We start from the raw sequence: 12,383 nt of genomic DNA, 5'->3' as shown, positions 1-12,383 counted from the left end.
AACCTAGCATAAGAATCCCCAGCTAGAATTTTTAATTTAGCTGGGGTGCGTTCAAAAATGGTATTGTCAAAACAATTATCTCCCCTATTGTTGATGATATAGCAACCGCCAGGGCGGTTAGGACGTAGACTAAAGATGTGATCGTAATTAGCTTAGCGTGTACTCTGCCATGCCCAAACCCTACAGTTACGACTTCCGTCAAAAAGTGCTCCAAGCGCTCGAATTAGATGGACTCAAGAAACACGAAGCCAGTGAACTGTTCAATATCAGCCGCAATACGATCAACCTGTGGTTGAAGCGCTTTGCTGAAACGGGTGATGTTCGGGCATTGCCCAATCGCCCCCCAGGCAACAACCAGAAAATCACAGACTGGGAGCAGTTTCGAGGGTTTGCCAAGGCTCATGGCGATAAAACTCAGGTGGAGATGGCTCAACTGTGGGAAGGGGATATCAGCGATTCGGGCAAAGCCCGACGCTTCGCGAACGCACAATCTCACGAGCATTAAAGAAAATTGGGTTTACGCGAAAAAAAAGACCTACGGCTACCAAGAACGGGACGAGTCGAAACGGCAAAGCTTCATAGAGCAGTTGGCTAAGTGGGCGGATGAAACGATTGTTTATGTGGATGAAGCCGGCATGGACAATCGGGAGGACTACGGTTATGGCATAAATGAAATTTGACAACGCTTTCATGCGAAGAAGTCAGGACGACGACAGGGGCGAGTGAATATGATGGCAGCCCAATGTCAAGGACAACTGATGGCTCCGATTACTGTGGAAGGTTCCTGCAATCGGAGTGTATTTGAGATTTGGTTGGAAACCTGCCTGATTCCTCTGCTTTCGCCGGGGCAGGTAGTGGTTATGGATAATGCCACCTTTCATAAAGGGGGGAAGATTGAGCAACTCATTGAGGAAGCTGGCTGTCAATTGCTCTACTTACCTGCTTATTCACCAGACTTCAATAAGCAGGTGCACAAAATTAATTACACATTTTCCAAAACTCAAAGCCTTACGATGTAAGGGTTACAGAGATTGGTAGTAGGAAATTAATTTTGTTTAAATGCTTAAGATTGAGCGATGCTGGTCTTGGATCATATGTCGAATTCGCAAGCAACTCAACCAGTTTGATTGTCTACGTGATGCGATGGAGTATGTCTGGCACTTGGCGTCCTAACCGCCTTGGCGGTTGCTATACAATGAGTAAATCTTTGAAAAAGGCTATAGAATATTTTCAGGACAAACGAGATAATCCTTGTTCGGCAAAAGTAGCTATGGACATTGTAATTTTTTTAAATTTATGGTATAAAAAAAAAACAACAATACCACAATAACGAGCGGTTTAAATTAGAAAGAAGGTCTATATATAATGATAGTTTCTAGCGATAGCATTCCCCAACAAAGAGGACACTGTGGCACGATTAAAAAACTCATATCTCAAGAACCGGCTAGATTTATACATCTTTGTGTAGATAAGGCCGAAAAGCATTATCACAAAAAAACCACAGAGTATTATTATGTACTTGATGGCTCAGGACATATTTCCCTTGATGACGAGATACAGCCGATAAAAAAAGGCGACTTGATTAAAATCGAACCAGGAGTTAAGCACCAAGCCATTGAAGGTAAATCTCCTTTGGAAATTCTGGTAATTGAAGTGCCTCCTGCCATAGGAGACTGTCATATAGTGAACGAATAGTGCAAATGAATGTGGCTCCTTTGCGATCGCTAATATAGGTTTTGTCTGGATAGGTGATTTTATACAGAATCCCTTGGCATATAAACGAAATTAGGTATTCACAAAACCTGTAGCGTATACTCGAAATAGTCGCAAATCCCTTGACCGACTCACCTATTTGCCGGAAAACTACCACCAGCGATGCAGAAGTGCGACCCGTGGCGAATTTAATTCGCCTACGGAAAGCGCACCATTACCTTCACGCGGGGGTTTCCCCCACTAGCGCTTTGCATGGCTGACAGCTGCAGACGCAGGTTCCGCAGGCAGCCCCTCCCCATGAGCGCTTTGCATCAAGAAACAAAGTGAATATCACTAAAGGTTTCAATCCACAAACGAGCGCCACAATCGAGTGGATGATCCGGCTGATACACAATCTTACACGGACCGAGGATTTCCACTTCATTACCGTAGAGATTAGTGCCCTTTCGTTTTACTGAAATCACTGGCTTCCGGTCTTTGGGGCTTTTCTTGATATTCGAGCCAATGTGATTGCGATTGACATTAATCTTCGCTAAAGCTGGCGGACGACTAGTGCGCCATTTGCCCTTGGGTCCACGATTACCTTTAGTAATTTGTGGCAAATGGTTGAACAGAGGAATAATCCAGAATTTCCCAGTTTTATAGGCACCCCGCACCCGACCCTTCTCTAGGAGTTGGCGCAATCGTCGAGAAGAAATTCCTAATAGAGATGCCGCTTCAGTAGTTCCAACGCACTTGTTCATCAGTGGACTTCCTTTAACTCTTCCGATAATACTATTTTAATTGATAAAAGAGAAATTGACAATTTCCGGGAATCGGGAATCGGGAATCGGGAATCGGGAATCGGGAATCGGGAAGAAACGGAAGAGTTTAGGTGTAACCATTCAGCACTCAGCAGTCAGCCGTCAGCCGTCAGCCCTGAGAGCTGATAGCTGATAGCTAGAGCTGATAGCTGATAGCTGAATGCTTACGTTTAGGTGTGGTAGGAAAATGCGTTCGCGTAGCGTGACCTACGGCCAATGGCGTAGCTTGGCCTTTTGGCCAAGGTCAATCCTATAGCAGCAAGGACTATGGCATATAGTTACGGACGGTCGATGCGATCGCAGTAGTCCAAATTGTTGCTTTACTGGGTGTGGGGTGTGGGGGTATAGGGAAAAATAGAGGAGCTAAACCACGTTGGTAGGAACCGTTGAATCAGATTGGTTAGGCAAAGTAACCGATGTTAGCTAATAAGCTTGGTAGTCTTACTTTTACACAATTTTTTAAAAAAGTACTTTATTAGTACAAAAGGTACCCTCAGGGGTACTGCAAAGTCTATGTTAAATAAGACATAAAGGAGGAAAGGAATTGCCTTTAAGGGATCAGATCCTTCTCAATCACTTTAAGAATAGCTAGATTATTTAGACATATAAATACTAGAGTCATCAGATGCCAAATTACAAACAAGATCAAAAGCAAGATCAGAACCAACCAAAGCAACCTAGATCTTTAGTTAAGAATTTTTTATGGGTGGGAATCGGTATTGCTACACTTTTAATTACTGGTAAGGCAGCCATTTTTGGCTATCAGCAATGGCTATCTCATCATGAAGAGCGAGTATTTGTGGAAACTATGGAAGACCTGATGATAAATAAAGACTTTGTCGAGTGTATGAACAAAGCTCTAGAAATTCCTGAAACTTCTCACAACTATTCTAATGCGCAAGCTTTTTTGAATCAGTGTGCTCAAGGACAGTTAGAGCAAGCCAATAAAGTGGTAAAAAATCAGGAGTTTAAACCAGTTGATGAGAATTATAAATTAGCCATTAAATTGGCAAAACAAATTCCTTCATCAACGTCTGTCTATAATCAAGCTCAAGAGGCTATCCTTAAGTGGAACGAAAAGTTAAAACAAGTAGTTGGAGTAGAAGGCTTTAGTGATGGCATCTATTTGTACCATAATGAGAAAGAATTTGATAGATATATTATTTTAGAAAAGCAAGGCAATACTATCTTAGGGACAAGATATACTTTTCAAAGTGATGATATCCTTTGTTTTAGAGGAGTTATACGGCGTAATCTAGTTGAAGAAGTAATTGGAATTTTTTCTGGTATTGATTTTAGGCCAGAGATCAAAGATATTGACCCAATAGATTTATCTAAGTGGTATCGAATAAGTTGGGATAAAGCTTCTAAGTCTAGCAATGAGGCTCTACAATATGCCTATTATTATAGGCATCATAATATAGAATCTTGTCGAAAAGACTTCGTCGAGCAAATCCCTTGACAGACTTAGCAAATGGTTGAACAGAGGAGTAATCCAGAATTTCCCGGTTTTATAGGCACCCCTGACCCGACCCTTCTCTAGGAGTTGGCGCAATCGTCGAGAGGAAATTGCTAATAGAGATGCGGCTTAAGTCGTTCCAACGCACTTGTTTATCAGCTGAAAAGTATACAGAGCATATATTGTAACGATTATTTTATCCCTAACCTCTTTAGTGCTTTACACACTAAAACCTGCAAAATTAAAATTCGCAGCAGTTGTCAGGAACAAAGAACGGGAACAGTAGTCAAGAATAATGACAATGCACCTAATCGAGCAGATAAAATATGAAAAAATTAACTCTTTTGTGTTCATTTGTTTATACTTTGCTTATGCCCACACCTGTTTTTGCGGGTATTCAAAACGTTAGGTATATGCACCAAAATGCCAATAATAGCTTCAATGTAATCTGCTTGGATGGTAGCTTAGAAAAAGTTAATACTCAGGCTATTCTCAATAACTCAATTTGTAAGCATACGAGTAATCCAGGTACACCTTCAATTAAGAATAATTTTATTTGTGCTCCTACTTCCTCTTATAACAGTTATCAAATTACCAGGCTTTCTGATGGGCAGAAGATTGGGGGTACATCTTCTTTGGAAACTTGTAAAAAACTATTGAATAGTGTAAGTTCTGATCTGATATGTGCTCCTACTTCCTCTTATAACAGTTATCAAATTACCAGGATTTCTGATGGAAATAAGATTGGGGATACATCTTCTTTGAATACTTGCTTAGGGCTTATCAGCGCCAACCAATCAAAGTAAGAGTTGCTTTCCTTGCGTCGCTGAGTCCAGGTGTTAATCCGTCAAAACCCCAGCTTATGCACCGCCCTACATCACTACCCAATCATAGATACCACCGTATTATTCTGCTGTCAAGTAACCCTATCACCCCTGATAAAGAATCTGATTTTAATCAGCTTCGATAAGCTTTAAGTCTCATTGGAAACAATATCTTTATTAATTTCAGCAGAAAATCTACCTGTAGGGTGCGTTGCAACGCACCCTAAGCTATTTATAGCGTATAAGCCCTAATTTTGCGTAAGTCCTGAAAACAAACCCGATGGCATCCACATTATGGCTCTTCCGTACTAAGAGCAGGGAAATCTAAAGTTGTAAGGAATGGCCTTTAAGGGATCAGATCCTTTTCAATCACTTGAGGAGTGGTTAGAATCTTTAGACATATGAATACTAAAGTCATCATATGCAAAATTACAAACAAGATCAGAAGCTAGTAAACCCGCAGAATCCACCTAGATCTTTAGTTAAGAATTTTTTATGGATGGGAATCGGTATTGCCACACTTTTCATTACTGGTGAGGGAGTCATTTTTGGCTATCAGCAATGGCTATCTCGTCAAGAGCAACTATTTGTGGAAACTATGGAAGACCTGATCATCAATCAAGACTTTGTCGAGTGTATGAACAAAGCTCTAGAAATTCCTGAAACTTCTCACCAATCGTATAATGCACGAGCTTTTCTAAATCAGTGTGCTCAAGGACAGTTGGCTCAAGCAGAGAAAGTGGTAAAAACTCAGGAGTTGAAACCAGTTGATGAAAATTATAAATTAGCAATTAACTTGGCCAAACAAATTCCTTCATCAACGTCTGTCCATAATAAAGCTCAAGATGCGATCCTTAAGTGGGAAAAAAAGTGGAGACAATTAGTTGGAGTAGAAGGCTTTACTGATGGCATCTATTTTTATCAACACAACAAAGACTATAGTAGATATATTATTTTTCAAAAGCAAGGAAATAGTATCTTAGGGACAAGATATACGTTTCAAAGTGATGATATCCTTTGTTTTCAAGGAATTATACGGCGTAATATACTGGAAGATGTAACTGGAATTTCTTATGGCCTTGATTTTATACCACAGGTCGAAAGTGTTGACCCAATAAATTTATCGAAGTGGTATCGAATAAGTTGGGATAAAATCTCTACCTCTAGCAAGTATGCTCTACAATATGCTTATAACAATAAGCATCATCATATAGAATCTTGTCAAAAAGAATTCGATAAAAACCCTTGACCGACCTAACCATTCAGCTAATGCGCTACGCGCACGCTACGCGAACAGCAGTCAGCCGTCAGCCGACGTGGCACAGGCTTTGGCCTTGGCCAAAAGGCCGCGCGGGGCGCGTTTGGCCACGCTGTGCGAAGGACGCTGGGAGCTAACTCAGCATTATTCCAATGCTTACCTGTTGTCTTGATGCAGGTTCCGCACACAGACCCAAAACCACTCGCTATTGCATCAAGAAATAAAGTGAATATCACTAAAGGTTTCAATCCACAAACGAGCGCCACAATCTAGTGGATTATCCGGCTGATACACAATCTTACACGGAGCATTTATTTTCGGGAATCGGGAGTCGGGAATCGGGAATTGGGAATCGGGAATGCGATCGCATAAGCGCGGAAGCTGAGGCCTACGGCCAATCCCGTAGCGGCTCCAAGCTCCCATCGCACATAGCTATAAAAGTATTAATTAATTAATACCTGAAAACACAGGATTTTTCCCCACTCCACTACTCCCTCCCTGTTCCCTTTTGTATTAATCCCACTACCCATAGCAATTCTGATCACGAGTGAGTCCCGATTCCCGATTCCCTATTCCCTATTCCCGATTCCCTACTCCCAAATTTGTTACAAAAGTTTTCAAAAAATGTTATAATATAGTATTTTTTTGTGTTATAATAAAATTACCGTGGGCGCTAAAACGTTCCACGGTAAGAGCCAGCCGACAGTTTCTCCCGGCTACAGGCTGGCTCTGGAGCCCCAGTTAAGGAGATACCTAATATTCTATGTCCTACTCTCAACGCCTATATCCATGGGCGCTCATTCGGCTATTGCCGAACATGCAGCGGGTGGTTGTTCGTCGTTTTCGGAACCGCTCTGACGCGGAGGGTCACTTGCAGACCCTTAAACGACTGATGCCCGATGAAAAATTTATTATTATCTTCGATTTAGGAGACCCTATAGACGGCGATTCTATAGAGGGCGAGTCTATAGTCGAAGAATCTTAAGAAGCAGGAAGTTTGGGAAGTCTGAAAAGCCCAACTCTTCACTAATCAAATTTTAGTTGAACCCCAGAAACAGCTCTGCAAAGTGGGGTTTGTGTAAGTCAATAATTCGTCTTGATTCGATCAATTGTATTGTATGGCAAAACCTGTAGATATTGGTAGCAAACGCCTAATCAGTCTAGCTCCTAATGCTTGGGTGCAATGGGTAACCGGTAATTCCCAAGTGCGGGCATCTCAGTTACTGGATGCTGAGTTTCAATGGATTAGTCGCGAAAGCGATGTCATTGTTAAAGCAAAGAGTCCTCAACATCAAGAATTTCTGATTCTCAATGAATTACAACTACGCTATGACCAGAAGATGCCTCAGCGAATGCGCAATTATGTTGCCTTAGCTGAGGAGAAATACAACCTATCCGCTTATCCGGTATTAATTAACATCTTGCCGCCCCCATCCACAGTCACAATTGCTGACTGTTACGACAGTGAATTCATGGGATTAAAGGCTCGTCAAGATTATCGGGTAATTAATCTGTGGGAAGTAGAGGCTGAATTAGTATTAGAACAACCTTTGCCTCCCTTATTTCCATTTGTCCCGATCTTATTTGGAGGTGGTAGTGAATCAAAATTGCGCTCAGCCGTGCTGGCTTTACGAGCGGATCAAACCTTGAATCAACTAGAGCCATTGTTAGCTTTCTTCGCTAGCTTTGTATTAGAAATACCGTTAATTCAACAAATCATGAGGTGGGATATGACAGTATTACGGGAATCACCCTGGTATCAAGAGATTTTACAAGAGGGTCTTGCTCAAGGCATCCAACAAGGGATTGAACAAGGGATTGAACAAGGGATTGAACAAGGCATCCAACAAGAACGTCGAGGCAGTTTAGAGCGCATCCTTAAACTGCGATTTTCCGAGATTCCTGTCGAGATATCCATCAGAATTCAAGCCTTAACTCTCGAACAATTAGAAGAGTTGATGGCAACAGCATTAACCGTTAACTCCCTAGATGAGTTTAGTCAGCATTTGCCCAATTAATTAAATAAGGCCACACCCCACCTCGACCGTGGGGTGGGCGTAAGTCAATAATTAGTCTTAATTGGATCAATTGTATGGCAAAACCTGTAGATATTGGTAGCAAACGCCTAATCAGTCTCGCTCCTAATGCTTGGGTGCAATGGGTAACCGGTAATTCCCAAGTGCGGGCATCTCAGTTACTGGATGCTGAGTTTCAATGGATTAGTCGAGAAAGCGATGTCATTGTAAAAGCAAAGAGTCCTCAACACTCCGAATTTCTGATTCTCAATGAATTACAACTACGGTATGACCAGAAGATGCCTCAGAGAATGCGCAATTATGTGGCTTTAGCTGAGGAAAAATACAACCTATCCGCTTATCCAGTATTAATTAATATCTTGCCACCTCCAGCTACAGTCACAATCGTTGACTGTTACGACAGGGAATTCATGGGATTAAAGGCTCGTCAAGATTATCGGGTAATTAATCTGTGGGAAGTAGAGGCTGAATTAGTATTAGAACAACCTTTGCCTCCCTTATTTCCATTTGTCCCGATCTTATTTGGAGGTGGTAGTGAATCGAAATTGCGCTCAGCAGTGCAGGCTTTACGAGCGGATCAAACCTTAAATCAACTAGAACCGTTGTTAGCTTTTTTTGCTAGCTTCGTGTTAGAGATACCTTTAATTCAACAAATCATGAGGTGGGATATGACAGTATTACGTGAATCACCCTGGTATCAAGAGATTTTACAAGAGGGTGTTGCTCAAGGGATTGAACAAGGCATTGAACAAGGCATCCAACAAGGGGTTGCTCAAGGGATTGAACAAGGCATTGAACAAGGCATTGAACAAGGCATCCAACAAGAACGTCGAGGCAGTTTGGAGCGCATCCTTAAACTGCGATTTTCCGAGATTCCTTCAGAGATATCCGTCAGAATTCAATCCTTAACTCTTGAACAATTAGAAGAGTTGATGGCCACAGCATTAACCGTTAACTCCCTAGATGAGTTTACTCAACATTTGCCCAATTAATTAAATAAGGCCACACCCCACCTCGACCGTGGGGTGGGCGTAATTCAATAATTAGTCTTCATTGGATCAATTCTATGGCAAAACCTGTAGATATTGGTAGCAAACGCCTAATCAGTCTAGCTCCTAATGCTTGGGTGCAATGGGTAACCGGTAATTCCCAAGTGCGGGCATCTCAGTTACTGGATGCTGAGTTTCAATGGATTAGTCGCGAAAGCGATGTCATTGTTAAAGCAAAGAGTCCTCAACATCAAGAATTTCTGATTCTCAATGAATTACAACTACGCTATGACCAGAAGATGCCTCAGAGAATGCGCAATTATGTGGCCTTAGCTGAGGAAAAATACAACCTATCCGCTTATCCTGTATTAATTAACATCTTGCCGCCCCCATCCACAGTCACCATCGTTGACTGTTACGACAGTGAATTCATGGGATTAAAGGCGCGTCAAGATTATCGGGTAATTAATCTCTGGGAAGTAGAGTCTGAATTAGTATTAGGACAACCTTTGCCTCCCCTATTTCCCTTTGTCCCGATCTTATTTGGAGGTGGTAGTGAATCAAAATTGCGCTCAGCGGTGCAGGCTTTACGAGGGGATCAAACCTTAAATCAACTAGAACCGTTGTTAGCTTTCTTTGCTAGCTTTGTGCTAGAGATACCATTAATTCAACAAATCATGAGGTGGGATATGACAGTATTACGGGAATCACCCTGGTATCAAGAGATTTTACAAGAGGGTCTTGCTCAAGGGATTGAACAAGGCATCCAACAAGGGATTGAACAAGGCATTGAACAAGGCATTGAACAAGGCATCCAACAAGGGGTTGCTCAAGGGATTGAACAAGGCATTGAACAAGGCATTGAACAAGGCATCCAACAAGAACGTCGAGGCAGTTTGGAGCGCATCCTTAAACTGCGATTTTCCGAGATTCCTTCAGAGATATCAATCAGAATTCAATCGTTAACTCTCGAACAATTAGAAGAGTTGATGGCTACAGCATTAACGGTTAACTCCCTAGATGAGTTTATTCAACATTTGCCCAATTAATTAAATAAGACCACACCCCACTTCGACCGTGGGGTGGGTTACTCTTGCCTCTTGCCTAGACTCCGCAACCCTAACAAACCGGCACCATAAGCAGGCTCATGGCGAGGCCAAATCACTTTAGCATTAGGGCTAAGCATGACAAGGGATGATTCAAATTGCTGACGGATTGAGGAAAGACCATGCCATACACTTCCGGTGGTTACTACCTCACATTCTGAGTCAGGGGTAAATACGCTTTCAATTACAACTTGGGTAGCTTTTGCTAGTTGATTAACGGTATCTTCGATAATGCTAATGGCTACCTGATCCCCTTCAGCGGCTGCTTGATCCACAATTGGTGCTAAAGAAGCAATTTCTTTGACACCCCACCCTGGCTGATAAATAATATCTGTGATATAATTTAAGTTTGATAAGTTAAAATGGGTGGTGAAGCGCTCCTGAAGACTAGTTGCTCTTAGACTAGTTACTGCAAAGCCATCATAGGCGTTGATAGCGGCTCGTAATCCAGAGACGGCAATGTGATAGGCACTGCCAACATCTCCTAGGATATGTCCCCAGCCACCCACTCGCTTGGTGTTTCCCTGGGCATTGCGTCCAAAAACGATTGAGCCGGTGCCTGCGATCGCAACAACTCCCACAGGCTTACCGACTCCCCCCACTAAGGCAATCAAAGCATCATCACAAATAACAACAGTAGAGGGGAGTAATGCCCAAGTGACCGGAATTGTCTGACTTGACAACAACTGTTCGACGAAGCCTTGCACCACTTCTCTATCTCGTGGACGACCAACACCGGCTAATCCCAAACAAATGGCTTCCACTGTGACCGATTCCATGGACAGTTTAGCGGAAGCTTGTTGGGTGGCGAGGCGAATCGCTGATTCTATGGAGGCGAAAGCGGTATTGATACCAACGGTGTGATAATTGGAGGCGTCGGCTTCTCCTCGACCTAGGACTTGACCTTGGTGGTTGAGGACTACACAAAGGGTTTTACTGGCACCGCCATCTATTCCGATTACACAGCTTTTCATCTATAGTTAGTTGACTCTAATGAAACTGGCAAGATGCCAGTTCTACGCACATTGACACTGGCAAGATGCCAGTTCTACCAAGATGCCAGTTCTACCAAGATGCCAGTTCTACCAAGATGCCAGTTCTACTAAGATGCCAGTTTAGCGATCGCATCCAAAACCAGCCCAAAGCCCACAATTAGTTATTGTCTGAGTCTTCTTGCTTGAGAAGGGCATCCACTAATACCGTGACTTGCACCAGGGAATTGATCACATCCCTGGCTTGGGTAAAGGGTTTACCTTGATACTCGGAGTAGGCTGACCAAATTAAAGGAATAGCAATAAGTCCGACGAGCCAACGCTTGATGGTTTTACGATTGTACATGGGCAGGGATAAAAAACAACAGCCTCATCTGTTTTTGTTAACTCTCTCCAAATAGCCATTCCATGCCAAATCCCCCTAGAGAGCCCATTTAAAAAATTTTTTCCGACTTTGCATAGAATCCAGGGTTAGCCACCGTTAGTTATTTAGAAAGGTGCATCCAGGAGATGGATTGAGATGGAGTTAACCTATGGACGAACTGGACGAACGACTGCAACAGCTAGCTTTGGAGGCTCAACAGCATTCCCCACAAACCCGTGGCCGTCGTCTAGCCCTGACTCGGCTGATTCACATGATTCAAACATCCGGCAGATTATCTCGCAGGAGATATGACACTCCCCAAGAGGTTTACGATGAAGCACTTCAAGAGACTTGGTTGTATGTGTTTAAAAAAATTGACACTTATAAACCGACAGCTCCGGTGATTAACTGGATTAATAGTGTTCTTAAGTGGCGGTTGATTGATGCCAAGAAACGACATACCAAACAGGGACGGGAGTACTCACTAGATGCACCAATAAACTCTTCCGATGGGGGTAAAGTCAATCAATCAGGTATGACTTATTTAGATACTATTCCGCAACCAGAAGACACTCCGTTACCTTCACAGCTTATACGTCAGTGTATTGAAGAAGACTCTGATGGGCTGTTTGCCAGCAAACACGTTAAAGGACATCCTAAAGCCAACTTCAGAACTATAGCTCTTTTATATCTAGACCGGAAGAGTTGGCAACAGACTGCTGTAGCAGTTGGGTTAAAGCCAAAGCAAGCGTCAACGGTGCAAAGTTTCTACTGGCGCTGTTGCAAGTATTTTTCTGACACGTTTAAGGAATACTTACAGGAATAACTGACAAACAAGA

General features: G+C 42.6%; 13 protein-coding genes and 3 pseudogenes. 11 read left to right on the top strand and 5 right to left on the bottom strand.

What is annotated here, in order from left to right; translation table 11 throughout:
- Nucleotides 1-169: 169 nt before the first annotated feature.
- The 3 genes and pseudogenes from BJP37_RS34380 (at nt 170) to BJP37_RS12585 (ending at nt 1,695) form a co-directional block, all read left to right on the top strand.
- A pseudogene (locus tag BJP37_RS34380) lies at nt 170-1,173 on the top strand (IS630 family transposase).
- Entirely contained in the window at nt 1,151-1,330 is a 180-nt protein-coding gene (locus BJP37_RS41935; protein ID WP_143727591.1) for a hypothetical protein, read from the top strand. Before BJP37_RS34380 ends, BJP37_RS41935 begins: the two are co-directional and overlap by 23 nt.
- Before the next feature lie 35 nt (nt 1,331-1,365).
- Complete coding sequence (locus BJP37_RS12585) at nt 1,366-1,695, top strand: cupin domain-containing protein (RefSeq protein WP_075899214.1); 330 nt, start codon at nt 1,366-1,368, stop codon at nt 1,693-1,695.
- A 329-nt stretch (nt 1,696-2,024) separates the two neighbouring features.
- Here BJP37_RS12585 and BJP37_RS12580 read toward each other — a convergent pair whose 3' ends face one another.
- Nucleotides 2,025-2,456, bottom strand: a complete 432-nt coding sequence (locus BJP37_RS12580) for a MerR family transcriptional regulator (protein ID WP_075899212.1) — start codon at nt 2,454-2,456, stop codon at nt 2,025-2,027.
- 685 nt (nt 2,457-3,141) lie between these two features.
- Here BJP37_RS12580 and BJP37_RS12575 point away from each other — a divergent pair.
- Nucleotides 3,142-3,978 carry a hypothetical protein gene (locus BJP37_RS12575; RefSeq protein WP_075899210.1) on the top strand — a complete coding sequence of 279 codons (837 nt, stop codon included), beginning with the start codon at nt 3,142-3,144 and terminating at the stop codon, nt 3,976-3,978.
- Between the two features lie 9 nt (nt 3,979-3,987).
- Here BJP37_RS12575 and BJP37_RS42445 read toward each other — a convergent pair.
- A pseudogene (locus tag BJP37_RS42445) lies at nt 3,988-4,086 on the bottom strand (DNA-binding protein); the annotation flags it as partial.
- 215 nt (nt 4,087-4,301) lie between these two features.
- Between BJP37_RS42445 and BJP37_RS12565 the strand changes: the two are divergent.
- Together BJP37_RS12565 and BJP37_RS12560 are read left to right on the top strand one after the other, a co-directional pair.
- Nucleotides 4,302-4,781 carry a hypothetical protein gene (locus BJP37_RS12565; protein ID WP_143727590.1) on the top strand — a complete coding sequence of 160 codons (480 nt, stop codon included), beginning with the start codon at nt 4,302-4,304 and terminating at the stop codon, nt 4,779-4,781.
- A 517-nt stretch (nt 4,782-5,298) separates the two neighbouring features.
- The gene (locus BJP37_RS12560) at nt 5,299-6,048 is read left to right on the top strand and encodes a hypothetical protein (protein ID WP_143727589.1); all 750 of its coding nucleotides are present in this window, start codon (nt 5,299-5,301) and stop codon (nt 6,046-6,048) included.
- A gap of 222 nt (nt 6,049-6,270) precedes the next feature.
- Here the strand turns inward: BJP37_RS12560 and BJP37_RS36370 are convergent.
- Nucleotides 6,271-6,375, bottom strand: a pseudogene (locus tag BJP37_RS36370) (DNA-binding protein); the annotation flags it as partial.
- 499 nt (nt 6,376-6,874) lie between these two features.
- Here BJP37_RS36370 and BJP37_RS12555 point away from each other — a divergent pair.
- The 4 genes from BJP37_RS12555 (at nt 6,875) to BJP37_RS12540 (ending at nt 10,131) form a co-directional block, all read left to right on the top strand.
- Complete coding sequence (locus BJP37_RS12555; protein ID WP_330359428.1) at nt 6,875-7,042, top strand: hypothetical protein; 168 nt, start codon at nt 6,875-6,877, stop codon at nt 7,040-7,042.
- A 133-nt stretch (nt 7,043-7,175) separates the two neighbouring features.
- Nucleotides 7,176-8,075, top strand: coding sequence for a DUF4351 domain-containing protein (locus tag BJP37_RS12550; RefSeq protein ID WP_075899202.1), 900 nt, complete (start codon nt 7,176-7,178; stop codon nt 8,073-8,075).
- A 74-nt stretch (nt 8,076-8,149) separates the two neighbouring features.
- Nucleotides 8,150-9,085, top strand: a complete 936-nt coding sequence (locus BJP37_RS12545; protein WP_075899200.1) for a DUF4351 domain-containing protein — start codon at nt 8,150-8,152, stop codon at nt 9,083-9,085.
- 74 nt (nt 9,086-9,159) lie between these two features.
- Entirely contained in the window at nt 9,160-10,131 is a 972-nt protein-coding gene (locus tag BJP37_RS12540; RefSeq protein WP_075899198.1) for a DUF4351 domain-containing protein, read from the top strand.
- 38 nt (nt 10,132-10,169) lie between these two features.
- On the opposite strand, the gene BJP37_RS12535 is transcribed toward BJP37_RS12540, so the two are convergent.
- Nucleotides 10,170-11,162 (bottom strand): N-acetylglucosamine kinase, encoded by a 993-nt coding sequence (locus BJP37_RS12535; RefSeq protein ID WP_075899196.1) that lies wholly within the window; start codon nt 11,160-11,162, stop codon nt 10,170-10,172.
- Nucleotides 11,163-11,340: 178 nt separating this feature from the next.
- Nucleotides 11,341-11,526: a hypothetical protein gene (locus tag BJP37_RS12530; protein WP_075899194.1), complete on the bottom strand. Its 186-nt coding sequence runs from the start codon at nt 11,524-11,526 to the stop codon at nt 11,341-11,343.
- 187 nt (nt 11,527-11,713) lie between these two features.
- On the opposite strand from BJP37_RS12530, the gene BJP37_RS12525 reads away from it, so the two are divergent.
- Nucleotides 11,714-12,370 (top strand): RNA polymerase sigma factor, encoded by a 657-nt coding sequence (locus BJP37_RS12525; protein WP_075899192.1) that lies wholly within the window; start codon nt 11,714-11,716, stop codon nt 12,368-12,370.
- Nucleotides 12,371-12,383 lie beyond the last annotated feature (13 nt).

This window comes from Moorena bouillonii PNG (genome assembly GCF_001942495.1).
Classification (GTDB): Bacteria; Cyanobacteriota; Cyanobacteriia; order Cyanobacteriales; family Coleofasciculaceae; genus Moorena; species Moorena bouillonii.
Note: the sequence above shows the minus strand (reverse complement) of the source record. Positions and strands in the feature narration are given on the sequence as shown.